This window comes from Thauera phenolivorans (assembly GCF_001696715.1).
GTDB classification, from domain to species: domain Bacteria; phylum Pseudomonadota; class Gammaproteobacteria; order Burkholderiales; family Rhodocyclaceae; genus Thauera; species Thauera phenolivorans.
In genome coordinates this window covers 601,050-621,418 of record NZ_MBFM01000003.1, presented here as the reverse complement: position 1 = coordinate 621,418, position 20,369 = coordinate 601,050, and the positions used below count along the sequence as shown (strand labels likewise).

Annotated in this window: 20 protein-coding genes; 16 read left to right on the top strand and 4 right to left on the bottom strand. The window is 68.0% G+C overall.

The features are described 5' to 3' along the window. Nucleotides 1-11: 11 nt before the first annotated feature. The 7 genes from BB334_RS09825 to BB334_RS09795 all read left to right on the top strand — a co-directional run bounded on the left by BB334_RS09825 (nt 12) and on the right by BB334_RS09795 (nt 6,907). The gene (locus tag BB334_RS09825) at nt 12-392 is read left to right on the top strand and encodes an Mth938-like domain-containing protein (protein WP_068807826.1); all 381 of its coding nucleotides are present in this window, start codon (nt 12-14) and stop codon (nt 390-392) included. 82 nt (nt 393-474) lie between these two features. Further along, nucleotides 475-930, top strand: coding sequence for a peroxiredoxin (locus tag BB334_RS09820; RefSeq protein WP_068807823.1), 456 nt, complete (start codon nt 475-477; stop codon nt 928-930). 71 nt (nt 931-1,001) lie between these two features. After that, nucleotides 1,002-2,489 (top strand): PhoH family protein, encoded by a 1,488-nt coding sequence (locus BB334_RS09815; RefSeq protein WP_068807820.1) that lies wholly within the window; start codon nt 1,002-1,004, stop codon nt 2,487-2,489. 50 nt (nt 2,490-2,539) lie between these two features. Further along, nucleotides 2,540-4,438: a DUF294 nucleotidyltransferase-like domain-containing protein gene (locus tag BB334_RS09810; protein WP_068807816.1), complete on the top strand. Its 1,899-nt coding sequence runs from the start codon at nt 2,540-2,542 to the stop codon at nt 4,436-4,438. Further along, on the top strand, nt 4,435-5,088 hold the full coding sequence (locus tag BB334_RS09805) for a 3'-5' exonuclease (protein WP_068807814.1): 654 nt from the start codon (nt 4,435-4,437) through the stop codon (nt 5,086-5,088). Before BB334_RS09810 ends, BB334_RS09805 begins: the two co-directional genes overlap by 4 nt. 56 nt (nt 5,089-5,144) lie before the next feature. Beyond that, entirely contained in the window at nt 5,145-5,675 is a 531-nt protein-coding gene (locus BB334_RS09800; RefSeq protein WP_068807811.1) for a C40 family peptidase, read from the top strand. Between the two features lie 212 nt (nt 5,676-5,887). After that, complete coding sequence (locus BB334_RS09795; protein WP_068807808.1) at nt 5,888-6,907, top strand: Fe(3+) ABC transporter substrate-binding protein; 1,020 nt, start codon at nt 5,888-5,890, stop codon at nt 6,905-6,907. Between the two features lie 344 nt (nt 6,908-7,251). Here BB334_RS09795 and BB334_RS09790 read toward each other — a convergent pair whose 3' ends face one another. Further along, entirely contained in the window at nt 7,252-8,910 is a 1,659-nt protein-coding gene (locus BB334_RS09790) for an ABC transporter permease (protein WP_068807805.1), read from the bottom strand. Between the two features lie 114 nt (nt 8,911-9,024). On the opposite strand from BB334_RS09790, the gene BB334_RS09785 reads away from it, so the two are divergent. From BB334_RS09785 to BB334_RS09770, 4 genes are read left to right on the top strand one after another with little or no spacing between them, the layout of a single operon-like run. Beyond that, nucleotides 9,025-10,146, top strand: coding sequence for an ABC transporter ATP-binding protein (locus BB334_RS09785; RefSeq protein ID WP_068807802.1), 1,122 nt, complete (start codon nt 9,025-9,027; stop codon nt 10,144-10,146). Then, complete coding sequence (gene aat / locus BB334_RS09780; RefSeq protein ID WP_068807799.1) at nt 10,143-10,868, top strand: leucyl/phenylalanyl-tRNA--protein transferase; 726 nt, start codon at nt 10,143-10,145, stop codon at nt 10,866-10,868. The genes BB334_RS09785 and aat overlap by 4 nt, the downstream gene beginning before the upstream one ends. 21 nt (nt 10,869-10,889) lie before the next feature. Beyond that, nucleotides 10,890-11,621, top strand: a complete 732-nt coding sequence (locus tag BB334_RS09775; RefSeq protein ID WP_068807796.1) for an arginyltransferase — start codon at nt 10,890-10,892, stop codon at nt 11,619-11,621. Between the two features lie 49 nt (nt 11,622-11,670). Continuing rightward, nucleotides 11,671-12,678, top strand: coding sequence for a quinone-dependent dihydroorotate dehydrogenase (locus BB334_RS09770; protein ID WP_068807793.1), 1,008 nt, complete (start codon nt 11,671-11,673; stop codon nt 12,676-12,678). A 43-nt stretch (nt 12,679-12,721) separates the two neighbouring features. Here the strand turns inward: BB334_RS09770 and BB334_RS09765 are convergent, their stop codons facing one another. From BB334_RS09765 to BB334_RS09755, 3 genes are all read right to left on the bottom strand, one after another. Further along, a complete protein-coding gene (locus BB334_RS09765; protein ID WP_068807791.1) occupies nt 12,722-13,015 on the bottom strand; it encodes a hypothetical protein in 294 nt (97 codons plus the stop codon). A 69-nt stretch (nt 13,016-13,084) separates the two neighbouring features. Continuing rightward, the gene (locus BB334_RS09760; RefSeq protein WP_083200380.1) at nt 13,085-13,897 is read right to left on the bottom strand and encodes an N-acetylmuramoyl-L-alanine amidase family protein; all 813 of its coding nucleotides are present in this window, start codon (nt 13,895-13,897) and stop codon (nt 13,085-13,087) included. A 37-nt stretch (nt 13,898-13,934) separates the two neighbouring features. Further along, the gene (locus BB334_RS09755; protein WP_068807787.1) at nt 13,935-16,331 is read right to left on the bottom strand and encodes a putative bifunctional diguanylate cyclase/phosphodiesterase; all 2,397 of its coding nucleotides are present in this window, start codon (nt 16,329-16,331) and stop codon (nt 13,935-13,937) included. A gap of 303 nt (nt 16,332-16,634) precedes the next feature. On the opposite strand from BB334_RS09755, the gene BB334_RS09750 reads away from it, so the two are divergent. From BB334_RS09750 to BB334_RS09730, 5 genes are all read left to right on the top strand, one after another. Continuing rightward, on the top strand, nt 16,635-17,060 hold the full coding sequence (locus tag BB334_RS09750; RefSeq protein ID WP_068807784.1) for a c-type cytochrome: 426 nt from the start codon (nt 16,635-16,637) through the stop codon (nt 17,058-17,060). A gap of 34 nt (nt 17,061-17,094) precedes the next feature. Then, nucleotides 17,095-18,477 (top strand): cbb3-type cytochrome c oxidase subunit I, encoded by a 1,383-nt coding sequence (locus BB334_RS09745; protein WP_068807781.1) that lies wholly within the window; start codon nt 17,095-17,097, stop codon nt 18,475-18,477. A gap of 158 nt (nt 18,478-18,635) precedes the next feature. Further along, nucleotides 18,636-19,232 (top strand): cytochrome c oxidase subunit 3 family protein, encoded by a 597-nt coding sequence (locus tag BB334_RS09740; RefSeq protein ID WP_068807778.1) that lies wholly within the window; start codon nt 18,636-18,638, stop codon nt 19,230-19,232. Nucleotides 19,233-19,241: 9 nt separating this feature from the next. Continuing rightward, nucleotides 19,242-19,544 carry a cytochrome C oxidase subunit IV family protein gene (locus BB334_RS09735; RefSeq protein ID WP_068807774.1) on the top strand — a complete coding sequence of 101 codons (303 nt, stop codon included), beginning with the start codon at nt 19,242-19,244 and terminating at the stop codon, nt 19,542-19,544. Then, entirely contained in the window at nt 19,544-20,344 is an 801-nt protein-coding gene (locus tag BB334_RS09730) for a CbbQ/NirQ/NorQ/GpvN family protein (protein ID WP_068807771.1), read from the top strand. The genes BB334_RS09735 and BB334_RS09730 overlap by 1 nt, the downstream gene beginning before the upstream one ends. The last annotated feature ends 25 nt before the right edge of the window (nt 20,345-20,369 follow it).

The window sequence follows — 20,369 nt, the reverse complement described above, 5'->3', positions numbered from 1 at the left end:
CCCTCTGCGCCATGAAGCTCCACCTCGACAACAACGCCAACACCAACATCATCACCGGCTACGGTGAGGACCACGTGCTGATCAACAAGGTGCGCCATGAGGGCAATCTGCTGGTCACCGCCGGCGAGGTCGTCGGCGGCTGGGCGAGCGGCGGCTTCGACGCGCTGTCGGCGGATGATTTCGAGGCGGTGCGTGCGCTCGGCGTCGAGATCGTGCTGATCGGCACCGGCCGCCGCCAGCGCTTCCCCGCGCCGGTCCTGCTGCGACCGCTGATCGACGCCCGCATCGGCTTCGAGGCGATGGACCTCGCCGCCGCCTGCCGCACTTACAACATCCTCGTCGGCGAAGGCCGCTCGGTGGCCGCGGCGCTGCTGTTCGATCCGCCGCGCTGAAGGCGCGTGTCCCCGGGCGGGCGCATCTGTTGTCCGCCATCGGCGCATCCGGTAGGCTGGCCGCAAGACGACAGGAGACACCATGACCACCGCGCTCGCGCCCGATTTCACCCTGCCCGCCACCGGTAACCGCAGTATCACCCTGTCCGCGCTGCGCGGCAGCAAGGTGGTGCTGTATTTCTATCCGAAGGACAACACGCCGGGCTGCACCAACGAGAGCCGCGACTTCGGCACGCAGCACGCCGCCTTCGTCGAGGCCGGTTGCGAGGTCTTCGGCATCAGCCGCGACAGCCTGAAGAGCCACGAGAACTTCAAGGCGAAGCTGGAGCTGCCGTTCGAGCTCATCTCCGATCCCGAGGAAGTCGCCTGCGAGGCCTTCGGCGTGATGAAGCTCAAGAACATGTACGGCAAGCAGGTGCGCGGCATCGAGCGCAGCACCTTCCTGATCGACGCCAGCGGCGGCATCGCGCGCGAATGGCGTGGCGTGAAGGTCGCCGGTCATGTCGACGAGGTCCTCGCCGCGGTGCGCTCGCTGTAGTTCGCAAGCCCCACGATCCGCTCCCCCAGGCCGCCCGCCGAGGGCGGTTTCCCCAGCTGCCGGACACGCTCATGCCAGCCACCACGACCGCCGCCATCACCGAAGCCGACGCTGCCCCCAGGAGCCCCGCCCGCCGCCGCCGCAAGTCCGCCACGCCGCCGGGGAGCGAGGCGAAGAAGCTGTTCATCCTCGACACCAACGTGCTGATGCACGACCCGACCAGCCTGTACCGCTTCGAGGAGCACGACCTCTACGTGCCGATCATGACCCTCGAGGAGCTGGACAACAACAAGAAGGGCACCACCGAGGTCGCGCGCAACACCCGCCAGGCGAGCCGCATGCTCGACGAGATCGTGTGCTCGTCGCCGACCGGCATCGAGGCCGGCATCGCGCTCGACGGCCCCTCGCGCGGCCAGGCCACCGGTCACCTCTACCTGCAGACCGAGGCGATCGACGTCGCCCTGCCGCCCGCGCTGCCCACCGCGCGCGGCGACAACCAGATCCTCGCGGTGCTGATGCACCTCGCCCGCCGCCACCCCGAACGACCGGTGATCCTGGTGTCCAAGGACATCAACATGCGGATCAAGGCCCGCGCGCTGGGTCTGGCCGCGCAGGATTACTTCAACGACAAGGTGCTCGAGGACACCGACCTGCTGTACTCGGGCAGCGTCGAGCTGCCGCCCGACTTCTGGGAGACCCACGGACGCGGCATGAAGTCGTGGAAGGAAGAGAGCCGCACCTACTACGGGCTCACCGGCCCGCTCGCGAGCACTCTGCTGGTCAACGAGTTCGTCTGGCAGGACGGTCCGACACCGTTCCAGGCCTGGGTCAAGGAGCGTGACGGCGCCGGCGTGGTGCTCGAGACGCTGATCGACTACAGCCACCAAAAGAACAACGTGTGGGGCATCACCGCGCGCAACCGCGAGCAGAACTTCGCGCTCAACCTGTTGATGAACCCGGAGATCGATTTCGTCACCCTGCTCGGCCAGGCCGGCACCGGCAAGACCCTGCTGACCCTCGCCTCGGCGATCACCCAGGTGCTCGACATCAAGCGCTACGGCGAGATCATCATGACCCGCGTCACCGTGCCGGTGGGCGAGGACATCGGTTTCCTGCCCGGCACCGAGGAAGAGAAGATGGCGCCGTGGATGGGCGCGCTCGAGGACAACCTCGACGTCCTCACCGGCGCCGCCGGCGAGGGTGGCGAGGGCGGCGACTGGGGGCGCGCCGCCACCCGCGACCTGATCCGCAGCCGGATCAAGATCAAGAGCCTGAACTTCATGCGCGGGCGCACCTTCCTCAACAAGTTCCTGATCATCGACGAGGCGCAGAACCTCACGCCCAAGCAGATGAAGACGCTGATCACCCGCGCCGGCCCGGGGACCAAGGTGATCTGCCTCGGCAACATCGCGCAGATCGACACCCCCTACCTCACCGAGGGCAGCTCGGGCCTGACCTTCGTCGTCGACCGGTTCAAGGGCTGGGCCCACTCCGGCCACATCACCCTGCAGCGCGGTGAGCGATCGCGCCTGGCCGATTACGCCGCCGAGGTGCTGTAGGCGGCGCGGACACACCTATAATCTTCCGCACCCCGATCGAGCCCGAGACCATGGCCCAGAATGCTACCGATCTGCTGGTCGGCGCCAGCACCGACTTCCTGCAGCATTTCTCGCCGTTCAACGGGATGGAGCCCGAGGCGCTCGCCTATCTCGCCCGCCACGCGGTGCTCGCCTTCCATCCACGTGGCAGCGAGCTGCTGACGCCAGCGATGGGCGAACCGCGCCACTTATTCATCGTCCAGCGCGGCAAGATCCTGGCGCGCCAGACCGGTCCGACCGCGGTCACCGAATACACCGCGATCACCCTCGGCCCGGGCGAATGCTTTCCGATCGGCGCGATCTCCGCGCACCGGCCGTCGACCAACGCCTACGTCGCGGTCGACGACAGCTTCTGTTTCCAGATCGGCGCCGACGAGTTCCACGAGCTGGTGCGGATGAGCCCGGTCTTCCACCGCTTCTGCACCCAGTACATCGCCACCCTCCTCAACCAGTCGCGCCAGCAGCTGCAGGCGAGCTTCTCGCAGCGCGCGGCCGAGCAGCAGACGATGACCACGCCGCTCGGCCAGCTCATCGGCAAGGAGGCGGCCTGGGTCACCCCCGACACCAGCACGCGTGCCGCGCTGGAGATGATGAACGAGCGTCACGTGGGCAGCATGGTGGTCGCCGACGACGACCGCCGGCCGATCGGCATCCTTACCCGCAGCGACCTGCTGCCGCGCATCGTGCTGCCTGGCTTCGACCTCACGCGGCCGATCGCCGAGGTAATGACCGCCAACCCGCATCAGCTGCCGGCGAGCGCCTCGGCCTACGATGCCGCGCTCGCGATGGCGACCCACGGCATCAGCCACCTGCTCGTGGTGGACAACGACGACCGCCTGCGCGGCATCGTCTCCGAGCGCGACCTCTTCTCGCTGCAGCGCACCAGCCTGCGCCAGATTCGCGCCGGCATCGACAGCGCCCAGGACATCGCGACCCTGCAACGTGCGAGCGGCGACATCCGTCAGCTCGCACTCAATCTGATCGCGCAAGGTGTCGGTGCGGAACAGTTGACGCAGTTCATCTCGGCGCTCAACGACGCGCTCACTCGCCGCGTCATCGCTCTCGCGCTCGAGCACCACGAGCTCTACGGCATCGACTTCGCCTGGTTCGCCTTCGGCTCGGAGGGCAGGCACGAGCAGACGCTCTCCACCGACCAGGACAACGGGATCGTCTGGCAGTGCCCCGAGCTGCGCGACGCGGAGCCGATCCGGATCCGCCTGATCGACTTCGCGCGCGAGGTCAACGAGGGCCTTGCCGCCTGCGGCTTCCCGCTGTGCAAGGGCAACATCATGGCCAGCAATCCCGAGCTCTGCCTCACTCTCGAGCAATGGAAGAACCGCTTCGCCGCGTGGATCAACGAACCCGACCCGCAAGCCCTGCTCAACGCCTCGATCTTCTTCGATTTCCGCGTGCTCCATGGCAACGAGCGCCTCGGCCATCAGCTGCGGCGCAGCCTCAACAAGATGACGCGGGCCAACCCCAACTTCCTGCGGCTGATGGCGAGCAACGCGCTGAAGGCGCCGCCGCCGCTCGGCCGCATCCGCGATTTCGTGCTCGAGGAAGACGGCACGATCGACCTCAAGAAGTCGGGCGCGCGCCTGTTCGTGGACGCCGCACGCATCTTCGCCCTGCGCATCGGCATCGAGTCGAGCAGCACCGTCGAGCGGCTGCGCCAGTCGGTGAGCAAGAGCGGGGTGTCCGCCGACGAGGTGGCGGCGATGGTCGACGGCTTCCACTTCATCCAGATGCTGCGCCTGCGGTCCCAGCACCTCGAGAGCGAGGACGGCACGACGCGCGACAACAGGATCGACCCCGACACGCTCAACGAACTGGACCGCCGCATCCTGAAGGAGGCCTTCCGTCAGGCGCGCAAGCTCCAGCTGCGCCTCAAGCTGGACTACCAGCTATGACGGCCGGCTGGCTTTCGCGGCTCGTGTCGCGCCGCGGCGGCGAACGCGGCGAGCTCGACCGCCGGGTGATCGACAAGCTCGCGGCATGGAAGAGCCTGCCCGCTGGACGACTCGACCTGCCCGCATTCGACGCGCGCTACGTGGTGGTCAATACCGAGGCGAGCGGCCTCGACCTCGAGCGCGACCGCCTGCTGGCGGTCGGCGCGCTCGCGATCGAAAGCGGCGTGATCTCGCCCCAGCAGGCCTGGTACGCGACCCTGCAGCACGCCCCGGAGGCGGCGCTCGCCGACCTGCTCACCTTCATCGGCAACAGCCCGGTGGTCGTGTTCAACGCCCCGTTCAACCGCAGGATGCTGCTGCGCGCATTCGACGAGACGGTCGGCTTCGAGCCCGATCTGTTCTGGCTCGACCTCTACTACCTGCTGCCGGCCCTGTTCCCGGAGCGTCGGCGTGACCCGGTGCGGCTGGCCGACTGGATGGAGAGCTTCGACATCGAGACCTTCCAGCGCCACCACGGCCTCGGCGACGGCTGGGCGATCGCCCAGCTCTTCCTCACCGTGCAGGCGCGCGCGACCGGCCGTGGGGCCGCCACCGCCCGGGGACTCGGCGACGTCGAACACGCTTACCGAGAATTTCGCCGCAAATCCTGACAGAAAGCCCGAAATGGGGATTTACCGCCGGGGCGGCGCCGGGTATATTCGCGCGCATGCATTTCCGAGCCACCCTCTTCGCCCTGCTGTTCGCTGCCGCCCCCCTTCCGGCGATCGCCGAAACCCCTGCGCAACCTTCTGCGACAGCCGTCGCAGGCTATACGCATGCGGTGCAGGAACTCGCGATCGAGGCCCTGAGTCATCTCGGCATCAGCTACCGATGGGGCGGTGAATCGCGCGAAACCGGCCTCGACTGCTCCGGCCTCGTGCGCAATGTGTTCCGCAACGCGATCGGCCTCGACCTTCCGCGCACCGCGGCGGAGATGGCCACGGTCGGCGACCGGATCAAGCGCAACGAGCTCCAGCCGGGCGATCTGGTGTTCTTCAACACGATGCGTCGCGCCTTCTCGCACGTCGGCATCTATCTCGGCGAAGGCAAGTTCGTGCATGCGCCCTCGAGCGGCGGCAAGGTCCGGGTCGAAAGCCTGAACGTCAGCTACTGGAGCAAGCGCTTCAACGGCGGTCGTCGCCTGCTCGACGAGAGCCTCACCGATGGTGGCACGATCGCCGCTGCGCTGCTGCGATAGGCCACCTCGCAGCGCCTTCCTGCTTCCACTTTCCGCCGCCCGCGCGCCGCCCGCCCTTCCCTGCCCTTGGGCCTTGAGCGCCCCGAGCGGACGCTTCCAGCCGCACCCGTGCGCATCAAGATCGTGCGACAAAAGTGTTTGCACATGAGAATCCTTCTCGTTACTATTGCGCTGTCCAACACTCTCCAATCTCGACTCAAGGGCAAGCGAACATGAGCAAACGGATCCTCGTCACCGCCATCCTCTCCAGCCTCGCCGCGGCCTCGCCGGCCTTCGCCGCCGACACCGAACTCAACATCTACTCCGCGCGTCACTATCAGACCGACGAAGCCCTCTACGGCGAGTTCACCAAGCAGACGGGCATCAAGATCAACCGCATCGAGGCGAAGGAGGACGAGTTGCTCGAGCGCATCCGTAACGAGGGAGCGAACAGTCCGGGTGACGTGTTCATCACGGTCGACGCCTCGCGCCTCGCGCATGCCGATCGGCAGGGCGTGTTCGCGCCGGTGAAATCGGCGGTGCTCGAGGAGCGGATTCCCGCCCACCTGCGCACCAGCAACTGGTTCTCCTATTCCACGCGCGCACGCATCATCGTCTACAACCCCGAGCTGGTGAAGGCGGAGCAGGTCCAGACCTATGAACAGCTCGCCGATCCGGCGCTGAAGGGCAAGTTCTGCAGCCGTTCGGGCAGCCACCCTTACAACCTGTCGCTCGGCGCCGCGATGATCGAGCACAACGGAATCGACAAGACCGAAGCCTGGGCAAAGGGCCTCGTCGATAACTTCGCGCGCGCGCCCAAGGGCGGCGACACCGACCAGATCAAGGCGGTGGCGGCGGGCGAATGCGGCGTCGCGATCGCCAACAGCTACTATTTGGCACGCCTGATGAATTCGGACAAGACCGCGGACAAGAAGGTGGTCGACAGCATCGAGGCGGTCTGGCCCAACCAGCAGAGCTGGGGCACGCACGTCAACGTCTCCGGCGCCGGCATGCTCAAGCACGCACCGAACAAGGGCGCGGCGGTGAAGTTTCTCGAATACCTCGCCTCCGACCAGGCCCAGGCCTACTTCGCCAACGGCAACAACGAATGGCCGGTGGTGAGCAGCGTGAAGGTCGCCAACCCGGCGCTCGAGAAGCTCGGCGAGTTCAAGGCCGACACCCTGCCGATCGGCAAGCTCGCCGACTCGGTCGCCGAAGCCCAGCGCATCTTCGACCGCGCCGGCTATCGCTGAGCCCCGCCCGCGGGGCCACGCCCTGCCCGTCGCAAGCCGAGCACCCGGTGCCTGCCCCAGGCCCGGGTGTTTTGCCGTCCGGCGGCCGCGCCGGCGAGGCGGCCGTCGACGGCACGGTAGGAGCGCAGCCCTCTGCGCGATAAGCGGCGGTCGTGCCCGCGGCCCGGCTGCCATCGCCCTGGAGGCAGGGCTCCGACAAGGGCTGCGTCTGCCGAAGGCAGGGTAGGAGCGCAGCCCTCTGCGCGATAAGCGGCGGTTGTGCCCCGACACGGCTGCCGTCGCCCTGGGGGCGGGGCTCCGGTGCGTTCGGCGGGGGCACGGTCGTGGTAAGGCGAGCGCTTCGCTCAGCGCCGCTCGAGCCGCCCCTTCACGATCTGGCGCGAGATCACGAACATCGGCAGCAGGCCGACGACGACGATGGTGAGCGCTGCGGTCGAGGCTTCGGCCAGGCGCTCGTCGGAGGCCAGGATGTGGGCCTGGGTGGCGAGGGTGTCGAAGTTGAAGGGGCGGATCACCAGCGTCGCCGGCAGCTCCTTCATCACATCCACGAACACCATGAGCGCGGCGGTGAGCAGGCTGCCCCTGAGCATCGGCACATGCACCCGGCGCAGCGTCGCCCAGCGACCGAAGCCGAGACTGCGCGACGCATCGTCCATGCTCGGGGTGATCTTGCCGAGGCTGGACTCTACGGTCTGCAGCGCCACCGAGAGGAAACGGCTGAGGTAGGCATACACCAGCGCGGCAATGCCGCCGGTCAGGATCAGCCCGGGATTGACGCCGAAGGCCGAGGTCCACCACTGCGCGATCAGATTGTCGAGCCGGGTCAGCGGAATCAGCACCCCGACCGCGATCACCGAGCCCGGCACCGCATAGCCGAGGCCGACGACGCGGTTGAGCGCGTGCGGCAGGCGCGAGCGCGCGAGCCGCGCGGCATAGGCGAGCACCACCGCGAGGATCACCGCCAGCATCGCGCTCAGTGCGGCGAGCAGGAAGCTGTTGCGGGCAAGCTGGACGAAGCGCGCGCCGAACTGTGCGTCGCCCTCGAGCAGCGCCATCTCCAGCAGCAGGCCTGCCGGTAGCAGGAAGCCGAGCAGCAGGGGCATGAAGCAGGAGAAGGCCGCGAGCAGCCCGGCGAGCGGCGCCAGCCTGAGCCGCGCCGGCGCGCCCTGCTGGCGCGAGGTGTTGTTGAAGCGGGCGCGACCGCGACTGGCACGTTCCAGAGCGAGCACGATCACCACGAAGGCGAGCAGCGCGGCCGACAGCTGGGCGGCGGCGATACGGTCGCCGAGCGAGAACCAGGCGCGATAGATGCCCGTGGTGAAGGTCTGCACGCCGAAATAGGACACGGTGCCGAAGTCGGCGAGGGTTTCCATCAGCGCGAGCGCCACTCCGGCCACCACCGCGGGCCGCGCGAGCGGCAGCGACACCCGGAAGAAGCAGCCCCAGGGCCCGAGGCCGAGCGAGCGGCCCGCCTCCAGCATGCCGCCGGCGCGCTCCAGGAAGGCCGCGCGCGCCAGCATGTAGACGTAGGGATAGAGCACGAACATGAACATCGCCACCGCGCCGCCGACGGTACGCACGTCGGGGAACCAGTAGTCGCCTGCGCGCCAGCCGAAGGCCTCGCGCAGCCCGCTCTGCACCGGCCCGACGAACTGCAGGAAGTCGGTGTAGACGTAGGCCATCACGTAGGCCGGCATCGCCATCGGCAGCACCAGTGCCCATTCGAAGAAGCGCCGGCCGGGGAAGTCGAGCATCGTCGTCAGCCAGGCGGTGGTGACGCCGATCGAGCCCACGCCCAGGCCCACGCCGATGCAGAGCACCACCGTGTTGAGCACGAACTCGTCGAGCACGGTGTCGGCCAGGTGGGCCCAGGTCCCGGTGGTGCCGCCGGCGAACACGTTGGAAAATACCGACAGCACCGGCGCCGCGATCAGCGCCGCGATCAGCACCGCCGCCACGCTCAGCGTCGACCAGTATCGGCGGAGCCCTCCGATGTTTTTCATCCTGATCCCGAATCGATGGAGCGCGGCCGCGCCGCGCCAAGCAGCGAATTATAATTGATCGCATTTGAACCGCCCCGATGCAATAATCGATTCATCCGCAACAGACGCCCGACCATGCCTCATCTCGAACTCGTCGACATCGATCTCGCCTTCGGCGGCCACCGGGTCGTGCGGCAGCTTTCCCTCAAGCTCGAAAAGGGCCGCATCGGCTGCCTGCTCGGCCCGTCGGGTTGCGGCAAGACCACCGTACTGCGCTGCATCGCCGGCTTCGAACCGGTCGCCGCGGGTGAAATCCGGCTCGACGGCGTGGTCGTCAGCAGTCCGCGTCAGCACCTCGCGCCGGAGCGGCGCCGGATCGGGATGGTGTTCCAGGACTACGCGCTGTTCCCCCATCTCACCGTCGCGGACAACATCGGCTTCGGGCTGCGCAAGGAAGCGGCGGCCACCCGCCGTGCGCGGGTGGCCGAGCTGCTCGAGCTCGTCGGCCTCGCTGACCAGGGCCGCAAATTCCCCCACGAGATGTCGGGCGGCCAGCAGCAGCGCGTGGCGCTCGCGCGCGCGCTCGCGCCGCGACCCAGCCTGCTGCTTCTCGACGAGCCCTTCTCCAACCTCGACGTCGAGCTGCGCGAGCGCCTGTCGCACGAGGTGCGCGACATCATCAAGTCGGCCGAGACGACCGCGATCCTGGTCACCCACGATCAGCACGAGGCCTTCGCCGTCGCCGACGAGATCGGCATCATGTACGAGGGCTGCATCCAGCAGTGGGACACGCCCTACAACCTCTACCACCGGCCGGCGAACCGCTTCGTCGCCGACTTCATCGGCCAGGGTGCGTTCCTGCGCGGACGGGTGCTCAACGACCGCGAGGTGCGGGTCGAGCTCGGCATCCTCAACAGCTCGATCCCGCTGGTGTGCGGCGAGGACTGCGGCGGCTGCACCCACGGCAGCGATGTGGACGTGCTGCTGCGCCCCGACGACATCGTGCACGACGACACCAGCCCGTTGCGCGCGGTGGTGACGCACAAGGCCTTCCGCGGCGCCGACATCCTGTACACCCTGCGGCTGCCGAGCGGAACCACGGTGCTCTCGCTGGTGCCCAGCCACCACAATCACTGCATCGGCGAGAGCATCGGCATCCGGCTCGACGTCGATCACGTGGTGACCTTCCAGGACGAGCTCACCGGGCTCGATACCGTCGCCCATCCGCCGGCGACGGCCTCCGCCATCGCGAGATGATTCCCTGGCTCCGCGGCGAGCCCGCCTTCCCGCCGCTCGCAAGCGCGCTCGCCGAACCGAACGGCCTGCTCGCGGCGGGCGGTGAGCTCGGGCCGCCATGGCTGCTCGCCGCCTATCGACGCGGCATCTTCCCCTGGTTCGGCGAGGGCGAACCGATCCTGTGGTGGAGCCCGGACCCGCGCCTCGTTCTGGTGCCGGATGAGCTCCGCATCCACCGCTCGCTGCGCCGGACCTTGCGCCGCCGCCCGTTCGAGCTGCGGCTCGACACCGAGTTCGAGGGGGTGATGGCGGCCTGCGCCGCGCCACGCGAACCCGGTGGCGCGACCTGGATCCTGCCCGAGATGCAGCGCGCCTATGGACGCATGCACGAACTGGGCTACGCGCACAGTGTCGAATGCTGGCGTGAGGGCAGGCTCGTGGGAGGCCTTTATGGAATGGCGCTTGGCCGCGTCTTCTTCGGCGAATCGATGTTCTCGCGCGAGACCGACGCCTCCAAGGTCGCGCTCGCGCACCTCGGACGCCTGCTGCACGACTGGGGCTTCCGGCTGATCGACTGCCAGATGACCACCCCTCACCTGCTGTCGATGGGCGCACGCGAGATTCCCCGCGCCCTGTTCTCGGGTGCGCTGGCGCGCTGGACCGGTGAGGGCCGCGCCCCGGGGCGCTGGCCGGCAGACGCCGCCGCGGCCCTCGACTGGTCGCCGGCGGCACGAGCAGACTGACTTTTCGGGCAGGTAGCAAGCATGAAACCGGACTATCCCTACGCACTGATCCAGTTCTACGCGACCGCACCCTACCCGTGCTCCTACCTGCCCGAACGCATGGCGCGCTCGCAGGTCGCCACCCCCGGCCACCTGATCGATCCGCAGATCTACAGCGAACTGGTGCGCCGCGGTTTTCGCCGCAGCGGGGTGTTCACCTACCGACCCTATTGCGACCTTTGCCAGGCCTGCGTGCCGGTGCGGATCCCGGTCGAGCGCTTCCACCCCGACCGCAGCCAGCGCCGCGCCTGGGCCCGGCATGCCGCAACCGAGGCGATTGAGCTCCCGCTCGCCTTCGCCGAGGACCACTACCAGCTCTACCAGCGCTACCAGGCGTCGCGCCACGCGGGCGGCGGCATGGACCAGGACAATCGGGAGCAGTACGCCCACTTCCTGCTGCAGAGCCATGTCGACAGCGGGCTGATCGAGTTCCGCGAGAACGGTGTACTGCGCATGGTCAGCGTGATCGACCGTCTCACCGACGGCCTGTCGAGCGTCTACACCTTCTACGAGCCCGATCTGCCCACCGCTTCGCTCGGCACCTACGGCATCCTGTGGCAGATCGAGGCCTGCCGCCGGCTCGGTCTGCCGCATCTCTACCTCGGCTACTGGATCGCGGAGAGCGCGAAGATGGCTTACAAGTCGCGCTTCCGTCCGATCGAGGCGTTGTCGAACGGCGAGTGGGGCCCGCTCGAGGCACGTTGCACGGGCTGAAGCTTCGGCACGGTCGCCGGCACGCGGCGCTGCCGCTACAATCGCGGCCATGCTCTACGACATCGCCCGCTCGCTCCTGTTTTCGCTCGATCCGGAAACCGCCCACGATCTCACCCTGGTGGGCCTGCACCACTATGGGCGCCTGATGCCCGGCGGCAAGCCCGCCGCCGCCACCCCGGCGGAAGTGATGGGCCTGCGCTTTCCCAACCGCATCGGGCTTGCCGCCGGTCTGGACAAGAACGGCTACGCGATCGACGGCCTCGCCCGACTCGGCTTCGGCTTCATCGAGATCGGCACCATCACCCCGCGCCCGCAGCCCGGCAACCCGCGCCCGCGCATGTTCCGCCTGCCGGAGGTCGAGGGCATCATCAACCGCATGGGCTTCAACAACGCCGGCGTCGATGTCCTCGTCGCCAACGTGCGCGCGGCCAGGTACAGCGGCGTCCTCGGCATCAACATCGGCAAGAACTTCGACACCCCGATCGAGCGCGCCGCCGACGATTATCTCGCCTGCCTCGACAAGGTCTATGCGCTGGCGAGCTACGTCACGGTGAACATCTCCTCGCCCAACACCAAGAACCTGCGCCAGTTGCAGGGCGAATCGGAACTCGACGACCTGCTCGGCCGCCTGAAGGCGGCCCAGACGCGGCTCGCCGACACCCACGGCCGCTACGTGCCGCTGACGCTGAAGATCGCGCCCGATCTCGAGCCGGCGCAGATCACCGCGATCGCCGACGCACTGCGCCGCCACCGCATCGACGGCGTCATCGCCACCAACACCACGATCGCGCGCGAGCGCGTGCAGAGCCTGCCCAACGGCAACGAGACCGGCGGCCTGTCCGGCGCGCCGCTGTTCGAAGCCTCGACCGCGGTGGTGCGCCAACTCGCCCAGGCGCTCAGCGGCGAACTGCCGATCATCGCCGCCGGCGGCGTCGGCAGCGGGCGCGATGCGCGCGCCAAGCTGGAGGCCGGGGCGAGCCTGGTGCAGATCTACAGCGGAATGATCTATCGCGGCCCGGGCCTGGTCCGCGAGTGCGTGCGCGCGACCGCCGGCTGAGCCCCGCCGCGGGCGGAGCGCTCGGGGCGTTCTGAGCGCACGCTCAGAACGCCGGCTCCTCCGCCATCTCGCGGCGGAACTGGAACAGCAGCTCCTTGCAGTCGGCGCAGCTGACGATGCGTCGCTCGTCGCGTCCGTGGCTGAGGCCGATCTCCGTGAACGCCTTCGAGCCGCAGGCGTGGCAGGCGGCTTCGCGCTGGCGGTGCGCGCGCAGATACTCCTCCCGCTGCGGCAGCGCAGCCTGCTTGTCCTGGAACTTGCGGTGCAGCCTCAGGAGGAACCAGCTGAACGCGAAGAACACGAAAAGCACGAGGATCGGCAGGGGGAAATCGGCCATGAGAGGCGCTCCGGCGAATTGAGAGCGCTCGATGCTAACCCGTTTCGCCCGCGCCCGAATCCGCACGCGTCAATTTCGCACGTCGAGGTCCTCGGCGAGCGCTCGCCGCCCGCCCGTTTCCCGCTCCGCCGGGACGGCTCGCGGGGGATCCGGTCGGTCCGCCGCGGCTTCGTCGTCCGCCGGCCGGCCGTTGAGCAGGCAGGCGATCACCGCGGTGGCGATGCCGTCGGCCATGCGGACCTGCCGTTGCGGCGAACGCAGCGACAACTCCTCGTCACGGTTCTTGATCACCCCCGCCTCGAACAGCAGCGCGGGCATGCGGGCATGACGCAGCACCGCGAGACCGTCGTAGTAATGCACCGCATGCTCAGCATCGGCGTAGCTGCGGCGGCGTCCGTTCTTGTGCGTCGGAACGAAGCCGAGGCGCTGCAGACGCGCACCGATCGCACGCGCGCAAAGGATGCTGCGTGCGGTGTCCGGGTTGTCGCGCGAGACGAAGAGCGAGTGTCCGGCGAACTCGTCGTTATGGTCGAGCACGCGGCCCGCCCAGGTCCACGGCCGGAGCTCGACGGCGCTTACCGAGTCGTGATGCACCGAAAGCAGGAGGTCCGTGCCCGCCGCCACCGCGGGCCTCGCCTGCAGCGAAGGAATGCGACCGTCGGCATTGACGACCACGACCCCGGCGCCCCGGGCGCGCAGCGCTTCCACGATGCGCAGGGCGAGCTCGCGATTGAACTCGAACTCGCTGCGACCGCGCGCGCTGGTCGCCCCCGGCGCGAGCAGGGTGTGGCCGATGTCGACCGCCACCCGCAGTTCGCCGCCATCGCCCGCGTGCCCCGCGAGCGGCAGGACCGTCGCGATCCAGCCGAGGGCACGCAGCATGCGGGTGCTCAGCCCGAGCGCCCTCACCGCATCGCTCTCATCGCTCACCCTCTGCGGGCGGCAGAAAGCGTCGCGCGAATTCCTCGCCAGGCAGCGGCGGACTGCACAGATGCCCCTGATAGTAGTCGCAGCCCTGAGCAGCGAGAAAATGCCGCTGCACCGGCTTTTCCACCCCTTCCGCCAGTACCTTGAGCCCCAGGCTGCGGCCGAGCTCGATGATGGTGGCAGTCAGCTGCACGTCGTTGGGATCGTGCGGCAGGTCGTGCACGAAGCTGGCGTCGATCTTGAGCTTGTTCACCGGGAAGCGCTTCAGGTAGGACAGCGAGGAGTAGCCGGTACCGAAGTCGTCGATCGACAGCCCGACGTCGAGGGCGCTGATGGCACGAAACATCGCGAGGGTCTCTTCGGCGTGCGCGATCAGGCTGGACTCGGTGATCTCGAGTTCCAGACGACCCGGGGGAAAGCCGGTCTCCGCCAGCACCCCGGTCAGCCGCTCGACCAGCCCACCGCGGCGGATCTCCTCCGGCGACATGTTCACCGCGAGCAGGTCGAAGCTGCGCCCTTCGTCCAGCCAGCGCCGACCCTGGCGACACACCTCGCGCCGCACCCAGTCGCCGAGCTCGACGATGAGGTCGGAGTCCTCCAGGATCGGGATGAATTCGCTCGGTGCCGCCGGCCCGTCCGCGTCCTTCAGCCGCACCAGGGCCTCGGCGCCGACCACCCGCCCGCTGCGCATGTCAACGATCGGCTGGTAGTGCATGCTGAAACCATCGGCGGCGAGCGCGCGCCGCAGGCGCGACTCGAGCGCCAGGCGGGCTCCAGCGCGTTCGGTCAGGCTCTGGCGGTAAAAGCGCACCAGGTTGCGACCAGCGCGCTTGGCGTCGTACATCGCCGCCTCGGCGCGCTGGATCAGTTCGGCGGCGATCACGCCGTCGCCCGGATGGACGCTGACGCCGATGCTCGCGGTCAGGTGCAGACGCTGGCCCGGGCGCAACTCGAAAGCCTCGTGCAGGGCATCGAGCACCCGCGCCGCAAGCGCCTCGGCCTCGCGCTCCGCGTCGCGGCCGGTGGCGACCGCGACGAACTCGTCGCTGCCGTGGCGGGCGAGCATCACGCCCTCGCCGACGCAGGCGCGCAAGCGCCGGGCCGCCGCCGCGATCAATTCGTCTCCGCGTTCGTGGCCGAGGGCGTCGTTGATGTGGCCGAAGCGGTCGAGGTCGATGAAGAGCACGGTGACCTGCCCGCCATCGGCGTCGGCGGCGGCGATCGCCTCGCCCAGCCATTCCCCGACGCGCTGGCGGTTGGGCAGTTCGGTGAGCGGGTCGTAGAGCGCGAGCCGGCTTGCGCGCTCCTCCGACCGGCGCAGCGGGCTCAGGTCGGTGAACACGCCGACGTAAAAGCGCAGCTCGCCTCGCGTGCCCGCCTCACCGCCGGCGTCGCGATCCTCGGTGACCGCGCTGATCGACATCGACAGGGGCAGGACCTCGCCATCCTTGCGCAGCGTCCACAGCTCGCCCTGCCAGTAGCCCTGCCGGGCGACCGTCTCCCACATCGCATGGAGCGAGGCGGCGTCCTGCCGGCCGGGGCGGAACATGCGTGGGATACGGCCGAGGACTTCGTCCTCCGCGTACCCGGTGATCACGGAGAAGGCGCGGTTCACTGCGACGACGCGCACGTCGGGTGCGGTCACCAGCACGCCGTCGCGGGTGCCGTCGAGTGCGATCCCGTGCAGACGCAGCCGTTGCTGGCTGGCAAGCAGCCCCTCCACCGCGGCACGGCGACGAAGCTCGACCCGCCGGCTCAGGACGAAGGCCGCCGCCATCAGCGCCAGCAGGGTGAGCAGGTTGAAGAGGTCGAGCAGGCGTTGTTCGCGCCGGGCCGCGTCGATCTCGGCGACCATCTGCCGCTCGACCCGCCCCGCGCTGTCGTGGGCGAGGCCGAGCAGCAGGTTGAGCTCGACCACACGGACTTCTCCCCCGGCCCAAGCGCGCACCCGCCGTAGCAGTTGGTCGAGCACGCGTCGGTATTGCAGCGTGCCCTCGGCGAGCGCCGCGGAACGCCAGCGCGCCACCGGCACCACCTCCACCCCGTCCGCGCCCTCGATCGCTCGCGCGCTCTCGAGCACCGCCTCGAAGCTGGACGAGAGCTGGCCCGGTGGCATCGGCGGATCGACCTGTGCAAGCCGGTCGCTGAAGGCCTGCGTCCGGACGATGAACAGGCGCAGCCGGGCAAGGTGTTCCTCGACCCGCGCGGTGTCTCGCAGGGCCGCACTCCAGCGCTGCGAGGACCACGCCATCGACATCAGCACCACCAAGCCGAACAGAAGGATGGCGACCCCCACCAGGCGATTGCCATGCAGCTCGGGCGAAGCAGCGTCGTGCCTCGCCCCTTCATCCTTGCCGGCACGCGTCGCGCGCTTCTCGTTCAACTTCATGGCCTGGTGCCGCCCTCGTCCCCTGTCGCGCCCGCGGCTGCGCGTTTCCGGCTTCCCCGCAAGCAGCCGGGAGTCTAGCATCGACCTTCGCGGCCGACGCTGCCCGGCCTACCCGCGTACGCGCCGCCGATCCGGCCATAGCGGCCATTCCCGCGCACAGGGTGTCGTCGTTGCAACTTGATTCAGATCATGGTGGGGCGGCGTGCTGCAAACCTAAGATGCATCGCGCGTGTAGCTTCCATCGATCCGGGCTCACCTCAACCAACCTTTTCGGAAAACGAGACAAACAATGAGGACCTCACCATGAGCGGCGTATTCACGAAGGCAATGGCGCGGAACATCTTCTATGGTGGATCCGTCTTTTTCTTCCTTCTGTTCCTGGCCCTGACCTTCGACACCGAGCGCGAACTGCCCAATCGCGACAACCGTGCCGAACTGACCGAGAGCGCGAAAGCAGGCAAGCACATCTGGGAGACGCGCAACTGCATCGGCTGCCACACGCTGCTCGGCGAAGGTGCCTACTTCGCGCCTGAACTGGGCAACGTCTATGAACGGCGCGGTCCCGAGTTCATCAAGGCGTGGATCCAGGCCCAGCCCACCGGCGCCCCCGGCCGCCGCCAGATGCCGCAGTTTCACCTGACCGACGAGGAGCTCGACGAGCTCGTGGCGTTCTTCAAGTACACCAACGGCATCAACACCGCCAACTGGCCCCCCAACATCGAAGGCTGACCGGCATCCGGAGAGACCACAAGAGGATCAAGACATGCAATACAAATCACAAGCGGTCGCCATGCCCTACTTCATCGCGGCGATCGGGCTATTCGTGGGGCAAATCATCTTCGGCCTGATCATGGGCCTGCAGTACATCATCGGTGACTTCCTGTTCCCGGCGATCCCGTTCAACATCGCGCGGATGGTGCACACCAACCTGCTGATCGTGTGGCTGCTGTTCGGCTTCATGGGCGCGGCGTACTACATGGTGCCCGAAGAGGCGGAGACCGAACTCGCCAGTCCGAAGCTCGCCCTGGGGCTGTTCTGGATCTTCCTCGTCGCCGGGGCGCTGACCATCGTCGGCTACCTGCTCGTGCCTTACGAAACGCTGGCCGAGATGACGGGGAACAACATCCTCGCCACGATGGGGCGGGAGTTCCTCGAGCAGCCGCTGATCACCAAGGTCGGCATCGTCGTGGTCGTGCTCGGCTTCCTGTTCAACATCTCGCTGACCGTGCTCAAGGGCCGCAAGACCGCCGTCAGCATGGTGCTGCTGCTCGGCCTGTGGGGTCTCGCGATCTTCTTCCTGTTCTCCTTCTACAACCCCGACAACCTCGTCCGCGACAAGTTCTACTGGTGGTGGGTGGTGCACCTTTGGGTTGAGGGCGTGTGGGAACTGATCATGGCCGCGCTGCTCGCGTTCGTGCTGATCAAGGTCACCGGTGTCGACCGCGAAGTCATCGAGAAGTGGCTGTACGTCATCATCACCCTGGCCCTGGTCACCGGCATCATCGGCACCGGCCACCACTACTTCTGGATCGGTGCGCCCGAGTACTGGCAGTGGTGGGGTTCGATCTTCTCCGCTCTCGAGCCGCTGCCCTTCTTCGCCATGACCGTTTTCGCCTTCAACATGGTGAACCGGCGCCGTCGCGAGCATCCGAACAAGGCGGCCGTGCTGTGGGCGCTGGGTACCGGTGTGATGGCCTTCCTCGGCGCCGGCGTGTGGGGCTTCCTGCACACCCTCGCACCGGTGAACTACTTTACCCATGGTTCGCAGATCACCGCGGCGCACGGCCACATGGCCTTCTACGGCGCCTATGTGATGGTGGTGCTGACCATCATCAGCTACGCGATGCCGATCCTGCGTGGCCGCGCCGCCAACCCGGAGCGCGCCCAGGTGCTGGAGATGTGGGCGTTCTGGCTGATGACCGTGGGGATGGTGTTCATCACCCTGTTCCTCACCGCCGCCGGCATCCTGCAGGTCTGGCTGCAGCGCGTGTCCGATACGCCGATGTCCTACATGGCGACCCAGGACCAGCTGATGCTCTTCTACTGGATGCGCGAATGGGCGGGCGTGATGTTCTTCGTCGGCCTGCTGTGCTACCTGGTCAGCTTCTTCGTCAAGGGCGGCACCGCAACCCCGGCCCGCGCCTGAGCAAGGTAGTCTCTCCGCAAACTCCCGGCACCGCCGGGAAGAGCATTCGGGCGGCCTCGGCCGCCCGTTTTTTTTCGTGCCGGCGGGCGACGCCAGCGACTTGCCCCACTTGCCCACCATCAAGGAATCGCCCGCCCCCACCGCTACACTTGCCCCCCATGAACACCACGCACTCCCCCGCCGCGCCGCAGCCGGCGCATGCGCCCCGCCTCGCGGGCGACCTCGCGATCTGGATCTTCATCCTCGCGGAACTGCTCGCGTTCGGCGTCTTCTTCGCCGCCTACGCGTTCACGCGGGCAAGCAACGTCGCGTTGTTCGACGCCGAACAGTTGGCGCTCAGCCGCAACGCCGGCGCACTCAACACGGTGTTGCTGCTCACCGCGGGCTACTTCGTCGTGCGCGCGGTACAGGCCGCCGAACACGCTGCCGACCGTATCGCCGGGCACTGGCTTGCAGCCGCGATCGCCTGCGGCACCGGCTTCCTGGCGGTCAAGATGTTCGAATACGCGCACGCCTTCCAGGCCGACATCAGCCTGTCGAGCAGCCCCTTTCACATGTTCTACCTGTCGCTGACCTTCTTCCATTTCATGCACGTCATCCTCGGTCTGGTGATCCTGATCGCGCTGTGGAAGAACGTGCGCGCCGGGCGCTATCGCCTCGGCGACATGAACGGCTTGGAAACCGGCGCCGCCTACTGGCACATGGTCGACCTGGTGTGGCTGGTGCTCTTCCCCCTCGTCTACGTGATCCACTGAGCGCGAACCATGCAAAAGCAGACCACCCCAGACCACGGCCCCCAGACCCACGGCACGCCGCGACGCGCCACGTTCCAGTGGATCGCGCTGATCCTCGCCACCCTCGCGACCTGGCTGGTCGGCCAGACCGGCGCCACCGGCACCGCCATCGTCGGCCTGCTCGCCGTCATCTCGATCTGGAAAGGCAGCGTCATCATTCTCGATTTCATGGCGTTGCGTCATGGTCCGCTGCTGTGGCGTGCGCTGATCCTCGGCTGGATGGCGCTCGTGTGGGCGGTCATCGGCATCGCATACTGGAAGGCACTGGCTTGATGAAACCCGACACGCCGAATCTAGACATTCCCTTCTATCAGGCCCACGGCGACGAGGTCGACGTCTTCGAGCATGCCTGGAAGAACCGCCTGCCGCTGCTGATCAAGGGGCCCACCGGCTGCGGCAAGACCCGCTTCGTCGCCCACATGGCGGCGCGCCTCGGACTGCCCCTGCACACCGTCGCCTGCCACGACGACCTCACCGCCTCCGACCTCGTCGGCCGCCACCTGATCGGCGACGGCCAGACCGTGTGGTGTGACGGCCCGCTGACGCGCGCGGTGCGCGAAGGCGGAATCTGCTACCTCGACGAAGTGGTCGAGGCGCGCAAGGACACCACGGTCGTGCTGCACCCGCTCGCAGACGACCGTCGCATCCTGCCGATCGATCGCACCGGCGAACTGCTCGAGGCGCCCCCCTCCTTCATGCTGGTGGTGTCCTACAACCCCGGCTACCAGAACCTGCTCAAGGGCATGAAGCCCTCGACCCGTCAGCGTTTCGTCAGCCTGCGCTTCGACTTCCCCGCCCCCGAGCGCGAGGAGGCGATCCTGATCGGCGAGACCGGCTGCAATCCCGACCTCGCCCGCCGCCTGGTCGCGATCGCAGGCGCGTTGCGCAGCCTCAAGGACCGCGACCTCGAGGAAGCCGCCAGCACCCGACTGCTGATCTACGCCGCCCTGCTGGTGAAGGATGGCATGGCGCCGGTCCCCGCCTGCCGCGTGACCATCGTCGAGAGTCTGACCGACGACCCGGAAGTCGCCGAGGCCCTGATGGAAGTCATCAGCGCCACTTTCGGCCATTGAGCGCCGCGATCGCCCACCGGACACA

Excerpts from the sequence above, each read along its gene's own strand:
- BB334_RS09750 (WP_068807784.1), top strand. The coding sequence starts at position 16,635 with ATGAGCGGCGTATTCACGAAGGCAATGGCGCGGAACATCTTCTATGGT.
- BB334_RS09810 (WP_068807816.1), top strand. The coding sequence starts at position 2,540 with ATGGCCCAGAATGCTACCGATCTGCTGGTCGGCGCCAGCACCGACTTC.
- BB334_RS09745 (WP_068807781.1), top strand. The coding sequence starts at position 17,095 with ATGCAATACAAATCACAAGCGGTCGCCATGCCCTACTTCATCGCGGCG.
- BB334_RS09805 (WP_068807814.1), top strand. The coding sequence starts at position 4,435 with ATGACGGCCGGCTGGCTTTCGCGGCTCGTGTCGCGCCGCGGCGGCGAA.
- BB334_RS09760 (WP_083200380.1), bottom strand. The coding sequence starts at position 13,897 with ATGCTGCGTGCCCTCGGCTGGATCGCGACGGTCCTGCCGCTCGCGGGG.
- BB334_RS09770 (WP_068807793.1), top strand. The coding sequence starts at position 11,671 with ATGCTCTACGACATCGCCCGCTCGCTCCTGTTTTCGCTCGATCCGGAA.
- BB334_RS09800 (WP_068807811.1), top strand. The coding sequence starts at position 5,145 with ATGCATTTCCGAGCCACCCTCTTCGCCCTGCTGTTCGCTGCCGCCCCC.
- BB334_RS09790 (WP_068807805.1), bottom strand. The coding sequence starts at position 8,910 with ATGAAAAACATCGGAGGGCTCCGCCGATACTGGTCGACGCTGAGCGTG.
- BB334_RS09815 (WP_068807820.1), top strand. The coding sequence starts at position 1,002 with ATGCCAGCCACCACGACCGCCGCCATCACCGAAGCCGACGCTGCCCCC.
- BB334_RS09785 (WP_068807802.1), top strand. The coding sequence starts at position 9,025 with ATGCCTCATCTCGAACTCGTCGACATCGATCTCGCCTTCGGCGGCCAC.
- BB334_RS09735 (WP_068807774.1), top strand. The coding sequence starts at position 19,242 with ATGCAAAAGCAGACCACCCCAGACCACGGCCCCCAGACCCACGGCACG.
- aat (WP_068807799.1), top strand. The coding sequence starts at position 10,143 with ATGATTCCCTGGCTCCGCGGCGAGCCCGCCTTCCCGCCGCTCGCAAGC.
- BB334_RS09740 (WP_068807778.1), top strand. The coding sequence starts at position 18,636 with ATGAACACCACGCACTCCCCCGCCGCGCCGCAGCCGGCGCATGCGCCC.
- BB334_RS09765 (WP_068807791.1), bottom strand. The coding sequence starts at position 13,015 with ATGGCCGATTTCCCCCTGCCGATCCTCGTGCTTTTCGTGTTCTTCGCG.
- BB334_RS09730 (WP_068807771.1), top strand. The coding sequence starts at position 19,544 with ATGAAACCCGACACGCCGAATCTAGACATTCCCTTCTATCAGGCCCAC.
- BB334_RS09795 (WP_068807808.1), top strand. The coding sequence starts at position 5,888 with ATGAGCAAACGGATCCTCGTCACCGCCATCCTCTCCAGCCTCGCCGCG.
- BB334_RS09825 (WP_068807826.1), top strand. The coding sequence starts at position 12 with ATGAAGCTCCACCTCGACAACAACGCCAACACCAACATCATCACCGGC.
- BB334_RS09755 (WP_068807787.1), bottom strand. The coding sequence starts at position 16,331 with ATGAAGTTGAACGAGAAGCGCGCGACGCGTGCCGGCAAGGATGAAGGG.
- BB334_RS09775 (WP_068807796.1), top strand. The coding sequence starts at position 10,890 with ATGAAACCGGACTATCCCTACGCACTGATCCAGTTCTACGCGACCGCA.
- BB334_RS09820 (WP_068807823.1), top strand. The coding sequence starts at position 475 with ATGACCACCGCGCTCGCGCCCGATTTCACCCTGCCCGCCACCGGTAAC.